Here is a 23606-nt window from a genome sequence, read left to right as displayed (position 1 = left end):
GGAAATATGGAAGTAAAGAGAATTTGTCAATGGTGCGGAAAACCATTCATCGCACAGAAAACAACGACCTGTTATTGTAGCCCTCAATGCTCGAAGCGAGGTTACAAACATCGTATCAAGGAGCGCAAAATGGAACTGCGCCATATTCAAGAAATGCAGGAGCTGCGCTCCAGTCTGGAGAAGCAGGAATATTTCACTTTCTCGCAGGCTGCCCGATTGATGGGCGTAAGCCGTCAGTACATTTATAAATTAGTCAAAGAGGATAAACTTAGAGCATCCCGAATTAGCGGAAGAATGGCTTTGGTAAGGCGTGCAGACATAGAGTTAATGCTCAAAAGCAAACCTTACGAACGACTGGTTGCAAAAAACGACTTCAACATCTCCGAGTATTACACCGCCGAAGAGATTGCGGAAAAATATAAAGTCAACGCCAAATGGGTGTGGACTTACACACGGCAACATAAAGTGCCGAAGGTGAGAATACGCCAGTTCAACTATTACAGCAAGAAACATATCGATGCCGCCTTTGCCAAATACGAGGTGGATTCCGACCTTACCGAATGGTACACACCGGAAGAGATTCAGGAGAAGTACGGCATGACACGTGTCGCCATCCGTTCGCAAGTGTATCGGAACAACATTCCCTCCAAGAAAGAGCATGGGCAGATATTCTACTCAAAGCTCCACTTCGACCTCTCGAAGAGTTCCGAACAGGAGAGCAAGGCGGAATACTACACCGTCAAGGAGGCGATGGAGAAATTCAAACTCTCTCGTGATTCAGTTTACGGTATTCTGCAATTCCATCAGATCAACCGTGAGAAGAACGGACGATTCGTCAGATTCCTGAAAGTGGAGTTTGACCGGGTAATGGGTGTCCGCAAATAGTCTAATTTATGGCTATCCGTAAATTATTCAAAAATTAATCCCTGCTGTAGGTAATCTGCATGATTACATTATAGAGTTTCGCCGACGAATTAATAATAACCATAAAATATAACATTATGCATGAATGCAAGACTGTGACATTAAGGACACGTCCGCTAAAAGGCAGGATGATGTCTTTCTATCTGGATTATTATCCGGGGTATCGAGACAAAGAGACAATGAAAGTTATCCGTCATGAATCGCTTGGTATTTATATCTATGCCAATCCGAGAAACAAACGTGAACAGAATTTCAACGAGGTAATGACCGAGAAAGCCGAAGCCATCCGTTGCCGCAGGTTCGAGTCGGTAGTCAATGAACGGTATGACTTCTTTGACAAGTACAAACTCAAGGCAGACTTTCTGGAGTATTATCGCAAGCAGCTCCATAAGCATGACCAGAAATGGGAGTTTGTCTATCTGCATTTCAATAACTTCGTACATGGCAAATGCACCTTTGAAGAGATTGACATCGACCTCTGTAACAAGTTTCGGGAATATCTGCTGAGTGCCAAGAAGCTAAGGCGTAACGGACGTATCACACGGAACTCCGCATCAGGATATTGGTCTACTTTCAGAGGTTTCCTGAAAATACTCTACCGTAATGGGATGATAAAGACCAATGTCAATGACTTCTTGGAAAAGATAGAGACAGAAGATGTAATGAAAGAGGCCCTGTCTGTTGAGGAACTGTACAAATTGGCCGAGACACCTTGTAAGAAGCCTATTCTGAAAACGGCATCGCTGTTTTCCTGTATGACCAGCTTGCGTATCAGTGACATTCTCTCGCTATGTTGGGAAGACATCGTGGACTATTCTGCCGGTGGGAAATGCGTACACATCATTACGCAGAAGAACAAAGCGGAAGACATCATTCCCATCAGCGAAGAAGCATTGGGATTGATAGGCTATAGTTCTGAAAAGAAAGGTTTGGTATTCAAGGGACTTATGCGTAGTTGGACGCAAATACCGATGAAAGAATGGATTCGTTCTGCCGGAATTACCAAGAACATAACATTTCACTCGTACCGGAGAACATTTGCAACGCTACAAGCAGCTGCCGGGACGGACATCCGTACCATACAGAGCATCATGGCGCACAAGAGTATCACCACCACGCAAAGGTATATCAAAGTCGTGGATGCCAACAAACGTGAAGCCAGTAAGAAAATTACCCTGACACGGCAAGACTGACAGCTGCTTTGTCCCCGATTTCTGCGGTCAGAGTATGATTTTAGGTGAAAAATCATACTCTGACCGTGATATTTAGCATGATACGTGGTAACTATCAATCTTTTTACTGCAACTATCTGGAATATCGATTATATCTTTAGCGCAAAACGATTCCAAATACTTGCAGACCATGACGAATAAAAAACAAATTCAGACTAAAAAGATAAGTTTTATCCTCGCACTGTCCGTTATCATTTATGCGGCCATAGACACTTATCTTTTCCTTTGCCATGACATCAATATCATGCGCATAACGACTCCTGTCATCCTTGAACTGGTAATAGCTATCATATTGTGCGGACTCCTGCACAAATTTTTCTATAAATGGCTGACAAAAAATCCTATCAACTTCTCTTTTGGCGAGCCATCTACCCCTATTGTAAAATCAAAGAACGCCATAGAATCTATGGATGCTACTGAAACACTGTCTATCGAGCAATCGATGGGTTTGGCTGAACAGGAGTGTCCTCCGTCCCAACAGTCAAATCAAAATACTGTAAACTCTGATTGTCCGCAAGATTCTCATTTGAATAAATATGATTCCATATTGGTGGAACTCAAAAAGAAAGAAATTGAAAGGCAAGCGGAAATTATGGATGCGATTCGGGAATATGTAACCGTCAAGACTGCCCCCTATCTCTCCAAAGAGGATATTGCCACCCTCATTTCCAATATAGAGCATATGGCTTACGATCAACCAGAGTCATATAAACCGATTCGTTCCAATATAGACAATCCGCTGAGGTCGCCGGGACTTCGGCATTTGGCATGGAATGTCGGTGAACGCTTGGGAGTGCCCTTAGCGAAAAGAGCCGTTTTTATCAAGAAATCATTTCCATACGAACTCGTAAACGCGACCCTTGAATATCTTAAACTTAATTTACGGGATAATGTCTCAAGCCAGATTCCCATTGATGTACCAGATAAAGGCGACTATCGCTTCCATTTAGATGTAGATAATGATAACTCGCAATAAAAAAAAGTATGCAGACGAAATAATTAATCCGGTCTGTATTGTTCTGCAAGGTTTCATTGAGTTGGTTCGCAGCATGTTAAACGATTAAAATAGTCATAATATGGAAAAAGACCAACTGACATTCAACGACCTGCCGACTGTGGTAGGCGAACTATGCGACAGAATCGCAAGTATGGAAATCCTGCTTACGGAGAAACTTTCCAAGCAGTACGAAACCAAAGAGAACACGCACGTCCCCATGACCGTACAGGAGGCTTGCAACTATCTTAAAATGCCGTTGTCGACCTTTTATTACAAGGTCAAGAAGGACGATATTCCGGTTATAAAACAAGGAAAGCATCTCTACATCTATCGTGACGAACTGGATAGATGGCTGGAATCTTCCCGGAAGAATCCGGTTCCGCAAAGTTTCGAGGACGAGAATGAATCCTTGCTCGCCTCCCATCGCCGTAAACCGAACTCTAAAAACTGGTAGCGATGGAAAAGACGGACACTATTATTCTTTCTCCGGAAGAATTGGCCGCTTATATGGCGGAGTCAACAATAAGCGTAACAAGTACATACGAATACTCCCCGGTGGTTCTGATGGTGGACGATACTGTTATCGGAACATTGGGAAACTTCAGCGCTTCCATCGGGAAAGCCAAAAGCAAGAAAACTTTCAACGTTTCAGCCATTGTCGCATCGGCATTGAGTGGCAGCACCGTTCTTCATTACCGGTCTATGTTCCCTGAGAATAAGCGGAAGATTCTATATATAGACACAGAGCAGGGGCGGTATCATTGCCAACAGGTATTGAAACGCATCTTACGTTTGGCCGACTTGCCGGAATACAAGAATCCGGATAATCTGATTATGCTGGCTCTGCGCAAGTTTTCCCCTAAACTACGTCTGGCGATAGTCGAACAGGCCATTGGCACAATACCGGATTTGGGATTGGTCATCATAGATGGCATTCGTGATTTCCTTTACGACATCAACTCCTCCAGCGAATCTACCGACATCATCTCCAAATTCATGCAGTGGACGGATGACAGGCAAATCCATATCCATACCGTCTTGCATCAGAACAAGAATGATGAACATGCCCGTGGTCACATCGGCACGGAACTCAACAACAAAGCGGAAACCATCATGCAGATCGAAGTGGACAAAGAGGACAAGACTGTAAGCGTGGTCGAAGCCGTCCATATCCGTGACCATGAGTTTGAACCTTTCGCTTTCCGCATAAACGAGGAAGCCATGCCCGAATCGGTAGAGTCCTATCTGCCCAAAGAGAAGAAGACCGGACGACCAACCAAAGGACCGTTCGATCCGGACAAGGAGATTCCAAAGAATGTACATCGTCCAGCATTGGATGCCGTTTTTGCCAATGGAAACATCAGCAATTACGATGATTATATAGAACGCTTGAAAGAGGGTTACGGATTACAGGGTATAAAACTCGGTTATAACAAGGCGGTAAAGGTCGCAACATTGCTAAGCGACAAACAAATGGTTATAAAAGAAGGGAAAGATTATGCCTTCAATCCAGAATACCATTATTGAGTTCAACTTTACTTTATTGTCGGGGCGTATATATAATAATAAAGCAAAGTCGGCAGGAAGACATCATGTGAGATATTCATATTCTCCCCTCTTTTAGAGGCTCATATCATCCTATGTTTCCGATCCGAGTGCCAGTTCACTATACGCATCCGATATGGCTTGCCGTGAAGCATCAACAGGTAACTGTTGCGAGATATGCCAAGGTATAACCTCACTGCGTTACGGTTGTACATTGGCACTCTCGCTTGCTCAGTTCCCTCGCCGGTGCGGTACTCGCAAGCTCGCACCTATTCAACCATTATAAAACGATTCAAATGAAAGAAAATATTGTAAATACATCGGACTCTTCGAAAGAAACCAGAAACGTCTTCATCGGAGCGAAAGTCACTCCTACTCAGAAGGAACATATAAAATCACTGGCCGGACAATGTGGCATGACTGTAAGCGATTACCTATTGTCGTGTGCCTATAACTTCAAACCCAAAGCGAGGCTTACGAAAGAAGAAGCAGCACTGTTGCAGAATCTGGACGATTGTCGGTCAGACCTCGTAAAATACACCTCCGCCCTACACGGAATGTCCACAAAGCAGCGCATGGCAATGTTCAATCAGATTCCGTTTATGGTGGGTTGGCTGAAAGAATTAGGCAATGTGGCTGAAAATATCTGCCAGTTCCTGAATGCTGTAAAAGAGAAGAACAAAATTCCGTCCAACCCTAAATCCGAAGAAGAATGATTGCGAAAGCCAAAGCCATATCGCACGGTATAAACGACCTCCGTTACATTACCGGCGAATCACAGCATAAGAAGCATCCGGAAAAAATCTATCGGGTATTGGACAATCTGTTGACCTCAGAACCGGACGCTATGGGGATATGGAACTCCATGCAGTTGACCCTATCCCAATATCGGCCTATAAAGAATTCTGTAATCAGAATCGAGTTGAGCCCATCGCCCGAACATACCCAATTCTATAACATCGAAGATTGGCAAAAACTTTGGCAGGAATTCGCCGAGGAGTTCGACAAACAAGTGATTATCGGCAAGAACGGAAAAGTCCGTTCCTGTCCGACCAATTTGGAGGGTAGCAAATACTCAGTTTGGCTTCATACAGAGTCCAAAGGCGAAGTCCCCCACCTTCATGCTGCGGTTTGCCGTTTGGATGAAGACGGCAATATCAACAACGACCACAACATTCATCTTCGTGCGCAACGTGCTGCCGAGCGAGTGGCAAAGAAACGAGGGTGGACAACTGCGGCGCAAATCCGAAATCGCAACATTCCACAAGTGAACCGGGACTGTATGGAGGTGTTGAAAGCAATGCTATCGTGGTCATGGGATGAATACAAGAATGCTCTTATACGGAAAGGTTATACCGTCCATGAAAGAGAGGACAAGAAAGGTATTCTTCGTGGATATGCCCTCATGAATGGAAACACCAAATACAAGGCTTCAGAATTGGGAGTCGGCAGGAACCTGATGGTCTCGAAACTTCCTGCAACATGGAAGAAACTGCACCATCAGCCAACTTCCGTCATTAGAAATAATACTTCCCAAACCGTTCAACAGGTAGCGACACATAAGGTTGATCCTATTGACTATACCCAATATCGCCCAGACCATCAGAATATCATTCCTTATGTCTTTACTTATGAAGGCAAGGAACATCGATTCTATATTCCGGAAAAAGTACTTGACTGTTTCAATGACGAATTTGATTACAGGTTTATTGCCAACTGTCAGGAACTTACCGATATGGCTGTAGCTATATTTGTCGGACTGATAGATACCCCCAACGTAACAACCAGTGGAGGTGGTGGAGGCTCACAAAGCGACCTTCCGTGGAGAGACAAGGACGAAGACGATTTGCAATGGGCTCACAGATGCGCTCGTGTTGCCGGTCGTTCGTTAGGGAAGAAACCGAAAACAGGATTAAAGCGATAAGCCCATGAAAAAGAAATTTGATTTTTCCGCAGAAATGAGTGAAACAGAAACCATAAAAGCTACTCCAAAGAATGAATATCTGGAGGAAGAAAACCGCTTACTCGATATCAATGTGCAAGAACTTGCCAAGCTGAATGACAACGTGTTCAAGTTGAGAACAGAAGTTGAAAATCTGTCCGGCTCTATACGTGAGTGCAAACCTATTATTTCTGAAGAAATGCAGAAGATGGCAGTTGAATTTGGAGCAAGGCTTCTATGTGATTTTCTCAGTCAGATTGAGAGCAAATGCAAGGAAGCCGAGCGAAGAATGAAGAAAGCCAACAATGCCATCCCCATCCCAGATACGGCATTCTACATTTTGATTATCATTGTAGTCGCTCTATCTTCCTTTTTCGTGTGCATGATAGTGGCTAATGCAGAGATTTTGCATTCCGGATTGATTTGGAAGGCTGCTATTGGTTGTATTCTTATGGTTGCTTTGGAGATTAGTATAGCGTTAATAGTACAGAAGTTTTTGGATAGAGGTAAATAAACGAAAAGTCTCAACTGGATAGAAGTGCTATCGGTTGAGACTTTATTTTATTCGTTATCAAACAATCCCTTTTCTTTCCATAACTTAATTTCCTTATCGAAATCTGAAAGATATTCTTTATCTTGAATCAAGCGAAATTTGTCATATTCAGCATACGCTTTTTCCTTTGCTTGTTCAGCAGAAATGATACGAGAATCATGAAATTTGTCATAGCCATATACAGTCAGGAAATCATCCAATTGTTTTTTCCAGTCTTCCATAGTAGAAATTATCTGACGTTCCGCACGTGCTTCTGCCAAATCAAGAAACGAGGTTGTCAGACGGTTTAAAGAGATTACTTCTTTATCCGATAAATAATTCTTTGCGATAATCGTATCTGACTTTTGAACTCTTCCTTCCGGTGCATTTTTCCATGTAGTAAGTCCCATATGAGGCATTTCTGCATCTGCTCTTGTATATACGATTTCAGCAGCAGTTTGATGAGTAACCGCCCAATGCATCATATTTTGCACCATTTTAAAGAATAGCTGAGTCGTCTCGGCCTTAGGATCATAATCGGAACTACATTCTGCATATACATCAGTGATTTTTTGATAATATCGACGTTCAGAAGCCCGTATTTCCCGGATACGCTCCAATAAGTCATCAAAATAATCTTTACCAAAATATTTTCCTTGTTTCAAACGTTCATCATCCAAAACAAAGCCTTTAACTATCATTTCTTTAAGAACAGATGTTGCCCAGATTTATGTGCTGCTGCACATAAATTTGGTTATGAAGAGTCGGAGATTATGTAAAGAGAAAGGACCGTACTATTAGCAGCCCGGTCCTTTCTACATTTTACTCTACATAATTTATAGGCTTTTAAGCCAATCCAGTAGATTCGTGTCTTTTAGCCAAACAGGTTCATTTGGTTCTTCAGATGTTGGAACAAAAGCATTTGTTATGACTTCCCGTTTACGTTTTGAATCAACTCTTGCATAAATTTCCGTTGTAACGACTGACTCGTGTCCAAGTAGGTCTCTGATATATATCAGAGGCACATCTGCCTGAAGCAAATGCATCGCTCTTGAGTGTCGTAAAGAATGGCAAGAAACCTTTTCGGGTATCAGCGTTGCACTCTCAACTCTTGCTTTTGATACATATTTATTTAGTATGTAAGAGATACCACTACGTGTCAGTTTTCTGCCACATCCGCTTGAAAATAATGGCATCTTTGCTTTCTTAGAATCAAAAAGACATTCATCAGCCATGTACCTTTGCAAATGTAGGACTTGCTGTTCTATTAATGGTACTATTCTGACTTTTTGCCCTTTTCCCATCATTCTTATCGTATAAGGTTTTGTCAACCGAAGACATTCAACGGTCAAGTCAGCTATTTCTTGCACTCTTGCGCCTGTATCATACATGAGAGATAGCAGTGCCATATCACGTCTTCCGCTTTTTGTCAGAAGATTAGGCTGTTTCAATAAAAGCCTGATTCCATCAACCGTGAGGTAGTTAATAGACTTTCTCCCTGTCTTTTTTAGTGGTATTGTGTGGATTTTCAGTCCTTCATTCAAGAAGGTGGGATCTTCATATCCGACATACGAGAAGAACGATCTGAGAGCAGCCAACCTTGCATTTCTTGTACTATCCGAGCATTTATTTTCATTTTGGAGCCAATCAAGGAATGCCACGATATCTTTCCGTGTCAGCTTATCCATAGTCAGCTTATTAACAGAGATGTGTTTTGCATCTTTGTAATACCGTATCAGTAGTATGAAAGTATCTCGATAAGCCAGTATGCTATTGTGACTCATACCTCTTTCTCCCGGGAGATACTTACTCAAGTAATCCGATAAATACTTACTAAAATCAGTCGGTTTCATCTTTGTATAGATTTGGATAGACATTCATGCTTTCTATATCTATGCGTTGTATCAAGTCCGGATACATACTTTCACATAACCTTACATAGTTATTTGTAGACTGTATCGAACTGTGTCCCAAGTATGTTGAGAGTATTGGAAGCGAGCAATATAGGTCGCCTCCTTCATGATGCATTTTCATCAATGAGTGTACGCTGAAGGTATGTCTGAGATCATGCACACGTGGTCCTTGATGTCTACCATTGTGAGGTATGCCAGCATTTTTGAGTATTGTCCTGAACCAGAAATAAATTGTGCCGTCACTCGCACATGGTTTTCCAGATAAAGCAAGAAAAAAATACTCCTTATCCGCGATTATAGGCAGCCGCTCCCGATAACTCTTATATTCACGACATACAGTAGCCACGGAGTCTGAGATGGGAACCAATCTGTCTTTACGACTTTTTGTATCGTGCAGGACTATATATTTTTCTTCAAGGTTGACATCACAGTTTTTCAGACGGATAGCTTCTGTTACCCTTATGCCGGTTCCATACAACAAACGAAAGATGGCAGGAAGCATAATAATTGCCGAATTCATTTTCAGACTGTGTAAAATAAGGTTGTCACATGCAGTGAAGAAACGGTCTATTTCCTCTTCTGTAAAGATGTGGGCTGTAAAACCATTTACTTTTATATTGGGCATTCTTGGAATATAGCATGGTTTGCCAATATCTGACATATATTGGACGAACTGCATGACTACGGTGCAACGTCCTTTATATGTCGAACCTGATTCATGTTTCCGCCTTGTCATCCATTCGTCAAAGATTTCTTTTGTCAATATTGGATATGTAATCTTTTTGCGTACGAGGAATGTGTCAAATTCTCTAATAAGATATTCTGCGGTGCTATACTTATACCCCAGATTTCTTTTCAGTTTTATGAACTCAGTAAAATGCTGAGCCATAATGCTCTCAAAAAGTAGATTACTCATAGAAATGCCCTCCATTTTGCATATAGAATCCATCTGCTACCGGTGGCACATCAAGAGCGCATTGCTTCAGACTTTCAATATCAAGCCGAAGGTACAGCTTTGTGCTTTCACTATCTTTATGACCGAGGATTCCCGTTATTACAGGCAAAACAACCTTTTCTTTTAATAAGATAGTTGCAAGACTATGTCTAAGCGCATGTGGTCCTTGCTTTCGACCGGAGGTATCTATACCAGCATTACGGAATACTTTCTTTACGATCTCATACACTCCTTCTGTCGTAACTGGTCTGAACGGAGATATTCCCTGAACAAATACATGGCAATCGTCACATTCAGGTCGGCCTGACTGAAGATAGTCTATAATAGCCTCTCCAACTTCTCCTGTCAATGGCAACTCTATCGGCTTTTTTGTCTTATATTGTGTAAGGTGTATGTTACATTCATCCCAATTCAGATTACTGAAAGTCAAGCCACATATATCTGATGCCCTCAATCCATATCTGGATAAGAGCATTAATATGGCAAAGTCTCTTTTCCCTAATGGGTCGCACCTGTCAATAGAAGAACAGACGGTGTTGATTTCTTCTCTTGTATATATAGATGGTAACCGCTCCATTTGCCTATATGCATCTGTTGGCAACAGACGAGAAAGATTTATTGCTATCAAGTCATTCTCATGCAAATAGCGCAAATAAAGCCGCAATTCTCTGATTACATGATGTCGGAGAGACTTCTTACTAATGTCAAGTGAGGATAAAAAGTTGTTGATAACTTCAATCGTTAGAGAAGATAATCGAATGACATCATGCTTGTTCATATAATCAAGAAATATGGATAGATAATACCTATCATGCTCTATCGTATAGTTCGAGAACCGTCCACTATTCGTTTTATGGTACAAAAAGTTCAAAAGATGCCGACCAATTTCACTGGCAAAGGACGGGGATAATTTTATTCTCTTTTTTATTACTCCCGTTTGCATATACTCCGTCAGCCATCCAATCCTTGATTTTACTGTTTGTCCCCATTCATAGGAAAAGTCTATTCCAACTTTCTCAAGTTTATGTGCAATATACTTTTCCCCTATTTGAGATGAATAAAATTGGATATTGTGTTCTTCCATATATGGAATCAACATTTTCCATGTGTCTGTCACAGACTTAATAGTACTTTTTTTCAAGCCCTTTTGATGAAGGTAACACGTAGCTTCTTCAATCAAACGACTGACTTGAGTCGTTTGAGGTAATGTTCGATTAATATGACTCATATATATAATATTAGTGGGAGCAACATTACCCCCGACAATATTATGCAAAGAAATCTATAATCTAAATGCTATATTACAACTATTTATAAATCTAACATTACATAATCTCCAACTCTTCATAACCATATTCTAAACTGAGTAGCTTGGTAGCTATTTACACGATAGCCCACAGCTATGATAACGTCCAAATTATAAAACAGTGGTGTGCGTTCCACTTCTCGTTCTCCCTCTGACTGAACTATCCCAATTTTTCGGATAGTTGCCTCTTTAGTGAGTTCGCCTGTTTCGTAAATCTGACCAAGATGATAATTGATGGTTCGTACATCTACCCCAAACAAATCAGCCATGCGCTTCTGCGACATCCAGAATGTTTCACTATTGAAGACTACCTCTATACGCACTTCCCCTTGTCCTGTTTTATATAATAAAATATTAGCAGATAGACTATTATTAATTGATTCAGGAGTAGATATCTCTTGCTTGAAATATTCTCTTGCCATTTGTACTTGTGGCTTCTTTCCATCTGCATTTTCCGCAATAATCAAGCAAGCGATACGAGATAAATGGATATTTTCCACCTTGCGAAAAGAGCCAGAACCAACCTTAACCATTTCAACCGTTTGGTTAAAATGCTCCGATACATTAAATCCTTTATTATTGGCTATCGCAATGGCTTTGTTTATAATACGAGTGAATTTTTGATATGTACTATATCCTAATACAGCACATAAATCCCTTGACGACCAATATTCTTTTCCGCCATCCTTCCGTTTCTTAATCTGTTCGAAATCAGAACTCAAGAATTCAACATTATCTTCTATCATACCAAAATCTTATTCTTTTAAAGTTGCTTTAAATCCTGACACAAAATCTTTATTAATGGAAACTTTCATCGATTACTATTAATCACTAGCAAACATCACTGATAGTTATAAATTACTCTATTCTTTTGCATTTGATTTAATAATTACGTTTATGGCTTACACGAAGTTTATCATCATCTTCTCTATATGATGAGATATATCCAATAGTTTTTAGCTTCCCTAAAAACATTTCATTCATGTGATTATTTTCTATAGTAGCCTTTTTTGATTTATCTGTAATACTTCGATAAGAATCGCCTAAAGACTCTATTAATTCTGTCACAATATCAAAATCATCTCTATACTTTTCAATCAAGTCTATCAAAAAAGACAAGCGCTCTGGCAAATTAGTAGCATCGACCAAAATGTTCTTCTCTGTATCATAATCAAATTTTTCAATATTGTTTTTCACCACAGGAAGAGTGATATTTGCCAATTCGTTATCCCACACAATATGAGGAAGAAAGTGTTGAACTACACTTAGAGCTTTTTCACCGATTACTCTTGGATTTCTCATAAGATACTTGTATAACCTCATATCTGTAGGTAACTCCTCTATTTCTATAATGCACTCATCCAAATACTTATCTACATAATAAGTAAGTACATCACTATGATTGTCTCTAATTGTAGTCGTATAATATGTGCTATATGGAAGCATATCGGCACAAAGTAACGATTTAAAATGAGCGTTATCTACACTGTTAATATTCGCATCCTTAAATGTAACTCCATCAAAGATTTTGATAAGTTTATCGTATACCGACATTTCAAAATCTGATGTCAACAAAGCACTGTTTGCCAGTAGTTCTTTCTGAGTATCATCCAATTCAGATATATCTGTTAATTCATCAATATGCTTCGTAATGAATATTCGCAAACTAGCAATCATTACATTATTCTGACTCTCATAGAATGCATATATCTCAGGCCATGCTGGTGTAACTATATCAACTTCAATAGCGGACTCCCACTGTGTATTGTTAACATAGGAAAGAGAAACTCTATTATGTTGCCCCGAAAGGTATTTGCGTTTTGTCTCCTCTGTTATATCTTCAGAATTAATAATTTCAAGAATAATTTCCACACTCTCTTGTTTCGCTGCATCTGTGATAAATACATTATTTAGTGCATCATCAAAACGTTCATCTATATAATCTGACACTGGTTTAGCAGATTCACAACTCCTCAGTATTGTAACATTTAAAGGATAATTATTCAATGCTTCCATCCTTTCATTTCGATAATGAACAAATGCGCATACAACATTTTCTGGTGTCAACATATATGCTTTGTTTTCTACAACATACTCAAGCAAACACCTAGACTCTGCATCTATATCTGTAAAAATCAGTTTTCCATTCGACACTATTTGTTTGATTGTATCAAAACCTATGAGATCTACTCTATGAGATATAAATGCGAAGTGTTTATTCAACCAATTACGACTTTCTTTGGTGGAATGGTTCAATTCGAGGAATCGTAACCAAGACTCGAATAATTCATCGGAATTCTGTTTCACGAAGATCTTCCATAATCCATCAACGATACTGCCCAAATGGTTGAAAAGCGAGCTTGAATCTTCAACTGATTTATAGAAGTCAATCAAAAAGTCCCACTTTTTATTATGCATAATAACTTGTGCTATCGAATGAAGTTTTGAGTTATTTGCTTCTTCAAGATGCTGACAAATACAATCGACCACCTGAATATTCAATATACTTACATCGTTGTAACATTTATCAGGAATGTTTTTTACGCACTGCCCTACTTTATCTATATGATAGTCATACGGCAAACTATGCCGAAGTTTTAATTCAAGGATAAAATCATGGTCGTGCTTATTAATTGACTTACCAAAAAAGAAAGATATATAATCAAAGTAATCTTCATTTATAAGTCCTTCTTTCAAGAAAACTTCAAGCATTTTAGAGACATTGAGTTCACTAAAAATTTTATGCGTCTGCATATCAACATCCAGCAACAGTTCTTGTATTGGAGTAGCATAATGATTATTACGAGATAATTCTAGTATCTTGATTTGTTCACGATATCTTTTTTCCCCTTCTCGCAAGGCTTCTAATCGCTCATGGTAGGTAAAGGTAGAATTAACTATTTTCTCTATTTGACTGAATTGAATATTGCAACTATCTTCAGATATATCATAATAATATCTAACACCATAATATGTGTTAGTTTGATGCCTCTTAAAACATTGATATCGAAATGAGGATTGCGATATAAAGGAATTAAATAACGTTTCATTTTCTGCGATATCTTCAAGAGGTATAAAATTGTTTTCGACAAAAAACAAAAAGGCATTATTTTCATTTTGTTTTGATAATTTTCTACGATACCCTTCAATATAAATCAGCCTTAATTCTTTTTCTTGTATGGCATGTGTCGCTTCTAAAGATTGAAGTTTTTTAGTTATTCCATTAATACGCTCGTCAATCTGTCTATTGCGCTCAACCAATAATTCACTTTTCTTATGCAAACAATCATACAAAACACCCTTTCCTTTATGCAGATCTGCAAAATCCTTTGGATGGTAGTTTTTATATACAATCATTGCAAGAAGTTTGTTTTGATCAAGTTTCTCATCAAGTTTTTCTCTATATTGGGCATATTCATTGACAATATTCTTCAGTAATCTCATATCGTCAATGAAAAAAGCCAAACTGTCTATTACCTCGACATTAAGATCTGAATAGCCTTTTATCTCTAGTTCCTCTTTCAGTTTGTCTGCCGAGTTTGAAGAATTGATTATTGGGATTACAGTTGTGATATAATCAAAGAATTTAGTACGTTCTTCATCAAAAAACATATCATCTTTAACCGCATAAATGAACGTAACTTTACGCCCCACAGAGTTTGACTGATTCAAGAGTTGATTTACCTCTCTTAACTTAAGAAAAATATCCGTATTATCAAATCTATCTAAATCTTCTATAATCACAACATTATAATCAGTAACCTCAAAGAAATAGACAATCTCATCCATGTGCTTATTGAAAACGGATGTATCTTCTTTGTTTTCTTTTAATTCAATCTCTCCATTCTTTAGATTTAACTTATTCAGTTTACTATTACTCAATGATTTGACAGTCTTTTGAACGAATATTATTGTTGCAACAAATATATATGATAGAGCAAAAATATCAGACCATTTATTTAATACCGGATTATTTAAGCGATTGCAAATCCAATCCACTTTCAAAAACGATGGTTCAAATACAATAATTAAGGCAATAGTATAAAGTATTATTGCAATAGATAAAGCATATTGAGCCCAGTGTGATTTATGATAAATCCTTTTTAATCTGGAATTATAAAGCGTCTCTTGTTTCTCTTTATAAATAAGCTGTTGAAGAATGCTGTATTCAATACGATTATTCATCGTATCAATATCTATTTCATTCTTTTTGTCATCTAATGGCGACTTTAGTGTTGCAAGAGATATTGAAAGATATTTGTATTTAGGATAGTCTTTCTTCAAAGAGCGAAGAATGGAACTCTTACCGGATCCATAGGGCCCAGTAAGAGCAATGTTCAATATGTCTTTCTCTTCTAGTTTTCGTGCAAGATTCAAAACACTCCTATACTGCTTCTTATCACTTTCACTATCACGATTAAGCAGAGCAGGAGTTAATGATACTTGTTTATCATCCTCCATCGAATTATTTGCACATATTTTCTTCCAAAATCTACAGTTCATTTATTTTCAGCTATTTATTAATCATATTTTTCTAGTTTGTTACAAATGCTATCTATATTAAAGCAACACCAAATTCACGGATTGTTTCTTCGCTATCTCTTCCTGAGACAGATTTGCCTGTCGCTTGCTCTATTCTGTCAAGCAATTGTTTTGCTCGATCTATGAAATAAGCATTGAAATCATCTAATACAAGATGAGCATAATTTACCTTATGTGACTCTATGGCTTCCTGTATCTCAACTTGTTTTAATCCCTTATTTGCCATAGTCCCAATATAGGTACTTGGTGCATGTCCTCCTATTGAACGATTGGAAGATGCATAAATTGGGGTCTTATTAATGACAGAATTCCATTTTATACGTGGAAGGTTATTTTTCTCGCAATAAGTTTGAGGGAATATATGATGAATATCAGCATCTTCATCAATGTAAGATGCTATATCCATACGATGACCTGTCATAAAATCAAGTGGTGAGTCTTGTAAGATAAGTGCCATAACACCTTTATACGCTGCACTATTCCTTGTCTGCATGGTCAACAAACGAGTTGGTTGTATATTGGAACGATATACAGTCTCTGGCATTTCACCACCTTCCATCCAACGGAATATGCCCATTATATCAGTTGCAAATCTAGCTTCATTGGCACCACCATATAGTTCACCCATTACGCCACACCAATACCAACGAGACAATAATTCCTGTTTGCTTCCAAGATGAACATTTTTTTATTTTCGTTGTCGTATGCAAAGATTGCAGCAAGTGGAATAAGTTGTGACGAATATGGAAGATCTCTGGAACGGAAAATCCCCTGATGTACTAAGAAATCAGCTGCATCACAGAAACCTTTAATCAAAGCGTCATGATACTTCAAATAATCTTTCAATTCAAACCTAAGAATGTCTTTTTTCTTACATGTTACAGCCACACGCTCATCATCACCTGAAACCACTCTTTTATAATATGATACCAACAGAGTCATTGCTGCCAAAAAATTAGCACCAGTGATTTCTTTCAATAGCTCGCCATTTACTTTTTGAGCAAAAATATGACGAATGGTCTCCCAATCTTTTCTCAATTCATGTCCTTCAGCAGCAAATGTAGCTGTGACGAGTTCGAAAACCGTAAGAGGTACACCACCAGTGTTTACATTCTCAAAAATCTGGCAGACAGCTTCTTTCGGGGTTTCTTTATCAAGCTGAATTATAGGTATGTTATACTCTAAAATTGGGCGAAGAATCTGCTGTGAGAAATCACGGAATAAATTTCTATACTCTCTATCACCTTTGTAATAGTCTTCCATATCATAATGCCAATCTTCCGTATCATTATGAGAAAACGTAATATTCAAGGGAAACATCAGGTTCTCAAATTCTTTCTCTCTTGTGGATAAGTCCAGCGTTACATCACGACCAATATTTGTTGTAAGCTGTTTCTTCTCTGATACAGATATGATTGCTTCCAATCTGTCCGCAGTAGAGTCTAGACATTTACGAATATCTAGATAATAATAGCGTTTGATAATTGTATCTCGATTGGTCTCTAATCGAGTATTAGTTGCTTTCTTACTTTTCAAGACCTGATATAAGGTTGTGAGTCGCTGTTGTCCATCGAGCACAAGCCACTCAGGTGTAACTTCTGATATAGAATCCACACCTTCAAATGTGCGATACTTAAAACGGATATGCTCACCACCATTAGCCAAAAACATCGCTGCACCCATTGGGAAGCCAGATGTGATACTTTCTATTAGTTTACATATCTTCGTGTCATCCCAAACCCAACTACGTTGAAAGTCGGGTAATTGAGCCTTACCTTCTTCAACCATTTTTAGAAGGTCATCAAGTTTCTTATCGTGTGATTCAACAGCCATAACAAATTTATTTTAGATTTTTCTCGGTTTGACTTAACCGATTGAGAAATAAACTTTTAGCGAATTATTTGAGAAATAGAAGTAACGATTTAGCAACTGTGCGAATTTCAGCGTTTTGCGTTGCTATGCTGTCAAATAACTCTTTCATTTGCAAATATAACATCTTTTTCCGAAAGTACGAACTTTCGGTGGCAATTTTATAAAATCAACTTGCGAAAAAAGAAAATCATTCATCCCATTCATGGGTTGTGTCATCGGTGGCGTTGTACTGTTTCCAACGTCCCGATTTCTCGCCGTCGGTGTATTGCCCCTCGATGGTTATATAGGGTTTTCCGTCCCGTGTCGATTCCACACGATAAAAGCCGTCAAGTTTTCCGTTACGGTAGTGTCGTGTAGTCCTGCTGCGAAGCGTGCGCCCATCCTCGAATATTTCCCATTCCTCACCCTCTTTTTTGCCGTCTATATAATGAGATTCAAAAATCTGCTCACCCGTCTTGCTGTCAAAGCGGCGTTCCCGTCCGCTCTCCACACTCTGCCTATACTCCTTTTCGATTTCTATTTTGCCGTTACGAAAATAGGTCTTTACAGTTCCGTCTATCTTGCCTTGCTGCATGGGTGTTTCTTTTCGGGGAGTAACGCCATCTTGGTAATACTCCGTGAATATGCCGTTGCGCTTTCCTTTGGCATATATGCCCGATTCACGCAGTACCCCATCACGATAGCGGAGATAATCACCGTTTATTATGCCGTCGGAAAGTTTAACACGCTCCTCGTCAAGCCCTCGTATAATGCGATATTCTCCCTGCAACGGCTGTTTACTGCCTTTTTCATAATAGACCGTGCGCCGTGCGTTATCCGTTATAGTCTGTAAATCGTCCCATTTTACTATTTGTTGTGCGGAAGCCGTGCCACACAATAGCAAAAAGAGGTATAGTGTTAATATTCTATTCATTGTATTTTTGCTTTTCGAGGTTGATAACGGTTCTCAGCTATACGCAGGCAGGGATTTTAACCACTGAACTTCCTACGAAGAACTGAACTTTAAATTTACCACTTAACTGTCCTACGAAGCACGAAACCCCTGCTTGCGTATAGGTGATGTTATGCGGTCGGTTTTCATTTTCTCTTCTTTCTCGTTAATTTCTGCTGCAAAGTTACTAAATTTGCAGTCAAGTATTCACCTGTAAGAAGTTACTAATGACAAAAAAGAAATTGCCCGTTCGTTTTACGGGTCAGCACTTTACTATTGATAAAGTGCTAATAAAAGATGCAATAAGACAAGCAAATATAAGTAATCAGGATACGGTTTTAGATATTGGGGCAGGCAAGGGGTTTCTTACTGTTCATTTATTAAAAATCGCCAACAATGTTGTTGCTATTGAAAACGACACAGCTTTGGTTGAACATTTACGAAAATTATTTTCTGATGCCCGAAATGTTCAAGTTGTCGGTTGTGATTTTAGGAATTTTGCAGTTCCGAAATTTCCTTTCAAAGTGGTGTCAAATATTCCTTATGGCATTACTTCCGATATTTTCAAAATCCTGATGTTTGAGAGTCTTGGAAATTTTCTGGGAGGTTCCATTGTCCTTCAGTTAGAACCTACACAAAAGTTATTTTCGAGGAAGCTTTACAATCCATATACCGTTTTCTATCATACTTTTTTTGATTTGAAACTTGTCTATGAGGTAGGTCCTGAAAGTTTCTTTCCACCGCCAACTGTCAAATCAGCCCTGTTAAACATTAAAAGAAAACAGTTATTTTTTGATTTTAAGTTTAAAGCCAAATACTTAGCATTTATTTCCTGTCTGTTAGAGAAACCTGATTTATCTGTAAAAACAGCTTTAAAGTCGATTTTCAGGAAAAGTCAGGTCAGGTCAATTTCGGAAAAATTCGGTTTAAACCTTAATGCTCAAATTGTTTGTTTGTCTCCAAGTCAATGGGTAAACTGTTTTTTGGAAATGCTGGAAGTTGTCCCTGAAAAATTTCATCCTTCGTAGTTCAAAGTCGGGTGGTTGTCAAGATGATTTTTCTGGTTTGGTGTCGTCTTTTAAGCTGCCGCATAACATTGTGCTAACAGCGAAATCGGCTGTTATTTTCTTCAAGTATATCACCTTGCGAACAAATATAAAAAAAGTGCAGTACACCACGAACAGCGTACCGCACTTTTTTCGGCAAATCGGGCAGGATTTAACATTTATAGCTTGAATCCCTTGCCTTTCCTTTGCGGTTGTATAGGTCGGCGTATGTTCTGCCTTAACTTCTCGAACTGTTCCTTGAACCACTCGGCAATGGGCTTTCGGTCGATGGCAAGAACCAATTTAGTCCCGTCCGTGGGGTCTTTCAGCACTTGGAAACCTGCCCTTTCGGTCGTGAATTTCCGTCCGTGTTCCTCCGAGTAGAGTTCCCCTGCATACTCCAACGGCTTTCCCTTGACGAGCGTTGCGGTCTGCCTTTCATCGAACCCGACAAGGCGGCAGAGGTTTTCGATACGGAGCATTTCACGGAAATAGGGAAACCATGCTGCCGCCCTTGCGATTACCGTTTTCAGAAACGATATTTCCTGCTTGTGCCTTGTGTCCTTGTCGGCTATCTCCCTGCCGTGCTTTTGCTGCATTTCCCGTATCTCCCTGCTGTGGTCTGCCTGCATGGTCTGTATCCTATCTTGCAGGGCTTCGATGGTTTCCTCGTGGTCGGCTACCTCCTTATGCAGGGCGGTGTTCTCCCTTTCCAGCGTCTTGACCTTGTTACTGCCGAAAAGAGAACCGACGCTCTCGGCGATGTTGGCGGCTGCGGTGGTTGCCGCCCCTTTCAGCTTCTCGGTCTGTATTTCTTTTTTCGCCCGTCTTAGTTCCTCCTGTGCCGTTTCTTTCTGCTGCTGCAAATCCACCACTTCCGCTTTGAGGTCGTCGGAGAGTTTCTGTATATCCCGATAATACTGCTGCGTGGACTTGTGGCGAGCTTTCGAGCCGTCTATGCCCCTTTGCAGCCCGTATTTCGCCATCGCCACGGCATAGGTATCTTGGTAGGACTTCAATTTCAGCCGTGTCATAATATCGTCTGCGCACAGCCTCACGGTGTCGGTCGGCTTCTTGCGGTATCGCTTCTTCGTCTGTTCCTCCCTTTTCCTGCGCTTGCGCTCTCCCTTGACGATGGGGACGAGTGTAACGTGTATGTGCGGCGTTTCCTCGTCCCTGTGCAGGTGAGCCGCCACGATGTTCTCCTTTCCGAACGTGTCGGCGAAGTATTTCAGATTGTCGGCGCACCACTCGTCCAAACGCCCCTCTTCCTCTATCCGCTTCATGTCCTCGTGCGTTCCCGATACGTTGATGCGGATTGCCCGTACTTGGTTGCTTCCGATTTTGCGTGTCAGCCCCGCTTCTTCTAATCTCTGCTGTATAGCCGCCGAACGGTCTTTTATCCCGTCGGGGTATTCGATAAGCCTGCGGTTTAGGTGCGTGCGTGTGGGGTCGGCGTTCTTCGGTATGATGAAACGCTCGATATGTGCGGTCGTTCCGCTGTCGCTGCCGTGCGCCTTTTCCATGTGTAAAACTACGAAACCCATATATTTTTCCTTTCTTCCTTGACTTGTGAAACAATGATTTTTCGTATCTTCGGGGCGGCAAATGCCGTCCCCGATGGGGTGTGCAGAGGGGCTTACCCCTTGCCTTATTGGGGAATTTTCAGCGATACGTAGTATTGCGGCTCGGAAAATTCCCTAATAAGCTACGGTATTTTCTCCGTAAATACCCTGCGGCGTGCCGTCTGCCTGCCCGTCTGCCTTTCGGCTATGGCTGTCCCTGCCGCCTGCTTGCCCGTAACCCCACCTTATTTTTTTCCTTTCGGTCGGTGGGTGGCGGGGCGGTCGTTTCCGTTTTCAAAGGCTCTTTTGCACGGGGCGGTCGGATACAAGGTTTTCCCGATAAATACGCTCGCAGCGAAGCGAGAGGAAGATTTATTGGGAAACGGCGCAGCCGCCTGACCTTTTAGCCGACGTAAAGCCCCGTGCTTGCTTTGCCTTTGTAAACGAAAACGATTGCTCCGCTTTCCTCTGAAAAGAGAAATAGACCCTGCAATATATATCACCATAGTGATAGGTTTGCATGTTTGCATGCTGGTATGCTGGTACGTTTGCATGTTGGTATGTTGGTATATCATCATGCTTTCCAACGGCTGTTGGGCTTGCCGTCCGAAACAACCGACACGAATACCGTCGTTTTCTCTTTTCGCCCGTGTATAATCCTCTCTAATAATGCCCTGCGGACTTTCGCCGCCCCGAACGATTCGACACGGAAAGCGAGGGCGGCTATCGTTTCGAGGTTGTAAACCTCCGCGCTGTATTTGTCCGATAGGCGGATAATGTGCTTTATGTCATATATAGATAAAACTCCGCTTTTGCAGAGTGCCTTTATCCCTGCCCTAACCGTCGGGGCGATAACCCCGAACAGTTCGCAGATTTCCCGCTCGGTCATGGCGGTTGCGCCTATATCGCTCGGCAGGGAGATATTGCCCTGCCCGTCCATCGTGATAATGTTCCTTTCTTCTTTCATCGGTATTCTGTTCTTAATTAGATGGCTCGGCAGATATTCTTCTCCATATCTTCCAACTTGTGCGACAAGGTTTCCATGTCTTGGCTTATCTTCTGGGCGGTGATTTTGGCGTAAATTTGGGTGGTCTTTATGTTCGTGTGCCCCAAAAGGCGGCTCACCGTTTCGATGGGTACGCCGTGCGACAGAAGTACGGTCGTGGCGTTCGTGTGGCGTGCGACATGGTAGGTCAAGCGTACCTTGAAGCCGCATTGTCTGCCTATATCTTTGAGTATCTTGTTACAACTGCCGTTGTTCGGAACGGGGAAAACATGACCGTCCCTTGCCAGCCCCTTGTACTTCTCGATGATACGCTTGGGAACGTCCAAAAGGCGGATGTTCGATTCGGTGTTGGTCTTCTTTCTTCGGGTGATTATCCACAGGTTGCCGTCGAAGAATGTTTGCAGGCGGTCGGCGGTGAGGTTCTTCACGTCCGAATACGCCAAACCCGTGAAAACAGAAAAGACGAACAAGTCCCGTACAAGCTCGTGGGTGGCGTTCTTCATCGGTGCGTTCATGAGCGTCTGTATCTCCGTTTGGGTGAGGTAGCCCCTGTCCACGCTTTCGGGAGAGTTGATATATCCCGCAAAGGGATTAAAGGGCAAACGCCCGTCGTTCCTCGCTATGGAAACGATGTGTTTCAACACAATCATGTAGCCCCACACGGTATTGGTGCGGCATTTCTTCTCCGTGCGCAGAAAATACTCGAAGTCGTTGATGAACGTGAGGTTGAGTTCCTTTAATGGAATATCCTCACGCTTGTAGGTATGGGGCAGGAACTCCCGAATATGGTTGCAGACCGTCCGATAACGGGTAAATGTACCCTGCGCCCTGCTGTGCCCGACTTTCTTCTCGAACTCGGCGTTGTGCTGCTCGAACAGCTTCAGCAAAGTTTCCTGCTTGACGCCGATACCGAGATAGGCGTCTTTGAGTTTGGCGGCGGTAACATAACCGTCCGTCTGCATTAACTCTTGATAGCGGCGGTTTACTTCCACACGGATTTTATCTACCGCAAGGTTGATTCTCTGCGCTTCGACGCTCTTGCCCGAAGCACGGTTGTTCTTCACGTCCCACAGCCGTGGGGGAACGTCCATCTTGCAACTGAACTGTTTAATCTCGCCGTCCACCGTGATACGGCACATTAAAGGCAGGTTGCCGTTCGGCTTCTCGCTGCCTTTCTTCACGTAAAATAATACCTTGAATGTACTACGCATAACTCACTCCTTTTTTTGGTTACAAAATTAGTTATTAGTGAGTTACCGACTGCTATGCAAAATTACGCAAATCGCAGAAACAGAACC

General features: G+C 41.0%; 19 protein-coding genes and 2 pseudogenes. 9 read left to right on the top strand and 12 right to left on the bottom strand.

Annotation, left to right across the window (positions count from 1 at the left end; translation table 11 throughout):
- Nucleotides 1–6: 6 nt before the first annotated feature.
- The 8 genes from H8796_RS13295 to H8796_RS13260 all read left to right on the top strand — a co-directional run bounded on the left by H8796_RS13295 (nt 7) and on the right by H8796_RS13260 (nt 7154).
- Nucleotides 7–885: a helix-turn-helix domain-containing protein gene (locus H8796_RS13295; RefSeq protein WP_010992345.1), complete on the top strand. Its 879-nt coding sequence runs from the start codon at nt 7–9 to the stop codon at nt 883–885.
- 116 nt (nt 886–1001) lie between these two features.
- Nucleotides 1002–2117 carry a site-specific integrase gene (locus H8796_RS13290; protein ID WP_117901799.1) on the top strand — a complete coding sequence of 372 codons (1116 nt, stop codon included), beginning with the start codon at nt 1002–1004 and terminating at the stop codon, nt 2115–2117.
- A 169-nt stretch (nt 2118–2286) separates the two neighbouring features.
- Nucleotides 2287–3132 (top strand): hypothetical protein, encoded by an 846-nt coding sequence (locus tag H8796_RS13285; RefSeq protein WP_117901798.1) that lies wholly within the window; start codon nt 2287–2289, stop codon nt 3130–3132.
- A 100-nt stretch (nt 3133–3232) separates the two neighbouring features.
- Nucleotides 3233–3607 (top strand): helix-turn-helix domain-containing protein, encoded by a 375-nt coding sequence (locus H8796_RS13280; protein ID WP_032587042.1) that lies wholly within the window; start codon nt 3233–3235, stop codon nt 3605–3607.
- 2 nt (nt 3608–3609) lie between these two features.
- A complete protein-coding gene (locus H8796_RS13275; RefSeq protein ID WP_117901797.1) occupies nt 3610–4680 on the top strand; it encodes an AAA family ATPase in 1071 nt (356 codons plus the stop codon).
- A 314-nt stretch (nt 4681–4994) separates the two neighbouring features.
- Entirely contained in the window at nt 4995–5414 is a 420-nt protein-coding gene (locus H8796_RS13270) for a hypothetical protein (protein ID WP_032587037.1), read from the top strand.
- Complete coding sequence (locus tag H8796_RS13265; RefSeq protein WP_117901796.1) at nt 5411–6622, top strand: relaxase; 1212 nt, start codon at nt 5411–5413, stop codon at nt 6620–6622. Before H8796_RS13270 ends, H8796_RS13265 begins: the two co-directional genes overlap by 4 nt.
- Before the next feature lie 4 nt (nt 6623–6626).
- Entirely contained in the window at nt 6627–7154 is a 528-nt protein-coding gene (locus H8796_RS13260) for a hypothetical protein (RefSeq protein WP_117901795.1), read from the top strand.
- Nucleotides 7155–7201: 47 nt separating this feature from the next.
- Here H8796_RS13260 and rhuM (H8796_RS13255) read toward each other — a convergent pair.
- The 9 genes and pseudogenes from rhuM (H8796_RS13255) to H8796_RS13220 all read right to left on the bottom strand — a co-directional run.
- A pseudogene (gene rhuM / locus H8796_RS13255) lies at nt 7202–7900 on the bottom strand (RhuM family protein); the annotation flags it as partial.
- Nucleotides 7901–8008: 108 nt separating this feature from the next.
- Nucleotides 8009–9025: a tyrosine-type recombinase/integrase gene (locus tag H8796_RS13250; RefSeq protein WP_117901794.1), complete on the bottom strand. Its 1017-nt coding sequence runs from the start codon at nt 9023–9025 to the stop codon at nt 8009–8011.
- On the bottom strand, nt 9012–10001 hold the full coding sequence (locus tag H8796_RS13245; RefSeq protein ID WP_158571593.1) for a tyrosine-type recombinase/integrase: 990 nt from the start codon (nt 9999–10001) through the stop codon (nt 9012–9014). Before H8796_RS13245 ends, H8796_RS13250 begins: the two co-directional genes overlap by 14 nt.
- Nucleotides 9994–11268 (bottom strand): site-specific integrase, encoded by a 1275-nt coding sequence (locus H8796_RS13240; protein WP_147338756.1) that lies wholly within the window; start codon nt 11266–11268, stop codon nt 9994–9996. The genes H8796_RS13245 and H8796_RS13240 overlap by 8 nt, the downstream gene beginning before the upstream one ends.
- Nucleotides 11269–11390: 122 nt before the next feature.
- Nucleotides 11391–12092: pseudogene (gene rhuM / locus H8796_RS13235) on the bottom strand (RhuM family protein); the annotation flags it as partial.
- Between the two features lie 136 nt (nt 12093–12228).
- Nucleotides 12229–15849, bottom strand: coding sequence for a P-loop NTPase fold protein (locus H8796_RS13230; RefSeq protein ID WP_117901791.1), 3621 nt, complete (start codon nt 15847–15849; stop codon nt 12229–12231).
- Nucleotides 15850–15901: 52 nt separating this feature from the next.
- Nucleotides 15902–16516 (bottom strand): hypothetical protein, encoded by a 615-nt coding sequence (locus tag H8796_RS25410; protein ID WP_007748222.1) that lies wholly within the window; start codon nt 16514–16516, stop codon nt 15902–15904.
- On the bottom strand, nt 16516–17721 hold the full coding sequence (locus tag H8796_RS13225; RefSeq protein WP_007748230.1) for a DUF262 domain-containing protein: 1206 nt from the start codon (nt 17719–17721) through the stop codon (nt 16516–16518). Before H8796_RS13225 ends, H8796_RS25410 begins: the two co-directional genes overlap by 1 nt.
- A 226-nt stretch (nt 17722–17947) precedes the next feature.
- Nucleotides 17948–18673 (bottom strand): toxin-antitoxin system YwqK family antitoxin, encoded by a 726-nt coding sequence (locus H8796_RS13220; protein WP_004293712.1) that lies wholly within the window; start codon nt 18671–18673, stop codon nt 17948–17950.
- Nucleotides 18674–18918: 245 nt separating this feature from the next.
- Between H8796_RS13220 and erm(F) the strand changes: the two genes are divergently transcribed.
- Complete coding sequence (erm(F), locus tag H8796_RS13215) at nt 18919–19719, top strand: 23S rRNA (adenine(2058)-N(6))-methyltransferase Erm(F) (protein ID WP_004295323.1); 801 nt, start codon at nt 18919–18921, stop codon at nt 19717–19719.
- Nucleotides 19720–19916: 197 nt separating this feature from the next.
- Here erm(F) and mobV read toward each other — a convergent pair whose 3' ends face one another.
- The 3 genes from mobV to H8796_RS13200 all read right to left on the bottom strand — a co-directional run bounded on the left by mobV (nt 19917) and on the right by H8796_RS13200 (nt 23519).
- Nucleotides 19917–21284, bottom strand: a complete 1368-nt coding sequence (gene mobV / locus H8796_RS13210) for a MobV family relaxase (protein ID WP_008999098.1) — start codon at nt 21282–21284, stop codon at nt 19917–19919.
- A gap of 592 nt (nt 21285–21876) precedes the next feature.
- Complete coding sequence (locus H8796_RS13205) at nt 21877–22269, bottom strand: hypothetical protein (protein ID WP_004293707.1); 393 nt, start codon at nt 22267–22269, stop codon at nt 21877–21879.
- Between the two features lie 17 nt (nt 22270–22286).
- A complete protein-coding gene (locus H8796_RS13200; protein ID WP_004293706.1) occupies nt 22287–23519 on the bottom strand; it encodes a site-specific integrase in 1233 nt (410 codons plus the stop codon).
- Nucleotides 23520–23606 lie beyond the last annotated feature (87 nt).

This window comes from Bacteroides sp. M10 (genome assembly GCF_014334015.1).
GTDB lineage: Bacteria > Bacteroidota > Bacteroidia > Bacteroidales > Bacteroidaceae > Bacteroides > Bacteroides intestinigallinarum.
The sequence above is the reverse complement of the archived record's forward strand: the minus strand, read 5'-3'. Positions and strand labels throughout refer to the sequence as shown.

Bases quoted from the DNA above. Each gene is read 5' to 3' on its own strand.
- H8796_RS13295 (WP_010992345.1), top strand. From the start codon at position 7: ATGGAAGTAAAGAGAATTTGTCAATGGTGCGGAAAACCATTCATCGCA.
- H8796_RS13290 (WP_117901799.1), top strand. From the start codon at position 1,002: ATGCATGAATGCAAGACTGTGACATTAAGGACACGTCCGCTAAAAGGC.
- H8796_RS13285 (WP_117901798.1), top strand. From the start codon at position 2,287: ATGACGAATAAAAAACAAATTCAGACTAAAAAGATAAGTTTTATCCTC.
- H8796_RS13280 (WP_032587042.1), top strand. From the start codon at position 3,233: ATGGAAAAAGACCAACTGACATTCAACGACCTGCCGACTGTGGTAGGC.
- H8796_RS13275 (WP_117901797.1), top strand. From the start codon at position 3,610: ATGGAAAAGACGGACACTATTATTCTTTCTCCGGAAGAATTGGCCGCT.
- H8796_RS13270 (WP_032587037.1), top strand. From the start codon at position 4,995: ATGAAAGAAAATATTGTAAATACATCGGACTCTTCGAAAGAAACCAGA.
- H8796_RS13265 (WP_117901796.1), top strand. From the start codon at position 5,411: ATGATTGCGAAAGCCAAAGCCATATCGCACGGTATAAACGACCTCCGT.
- H8796_RS13260 (WP_117901795.1), top strand. From the start codon at position 6,627: ATGAAAAAGAAATTTGATTTTTCCGCAGAAATGAGTGAAACAGAAACC.
- H8796_RS13250 (WP_117901794.1), bottom strand. From the start codon at position 9,025: ATGAAACCGACTGATTTTAGTAAGTATTTATCGGATTACTTGAGTAAG.
- H8796_RS13245 (WP_158571593.1), bottom strand. From the start codon at position 10,001: ATGAGTAATCTACTTTTTGAGAGCATTATGGCTCAGCATTTTACTGAG.
- H8796_RS13240 (WP_147338756.1), bottom strand. From the start codon at position 11,268: ATGAGTCATATTAATCGAACATTACCTCAAACGACTCAAGTCAGTCGT.
- H8796_RS13230 (WP_117901791.1), bottom strand. From the start codon at position 15,849: ATGAACTGTAGATTTTGGAAGAAAATATGTGCAAATAATTCGATGGAG.
- H8796_RS25410 (WP_007748222.1), bottom strand. From the start codon at position 16,516: ATGGGTGAACTATATGGTGGTGCCAATGAAGCTAGATTTGCAACTGAT.
- H8796_RS13225 (WP_007748230.1), bottom strand. From the start codon at position 17,721: ATGGCTGTTGAATCACACGATAAGAAACTTGATGACCTTCTAAAAATG.
- H8796_RS13220 (WP_004293712.1), bottom strand. From the start codon at position 18,673: ATGAATAGAATATTAACACTATACCTCTTTTTGCTATTGTGTGGCACG.
- mobV (WP_008999098.1), bottom strand. From the start codon at position 21,284: ATGGGTTTCGTAGTTTTACACATGGAAAAGGCGCACGGCAGCGACAGC.
- H8796_RS13205 (WP_004293707.1), bottom strand. From the start codon at position 22,269: ATGAAAGAAGAAAGGAACATTATCACGATGGACGGGCAGGGCAATATC.
- H8796_RS13200 (WP_004293706.1), bottom strand. From the start codon at position 23,519: ATGCGTAGTACATTCAAGGTATTATTTTACGTGAAGAAAGGCAGCGAG.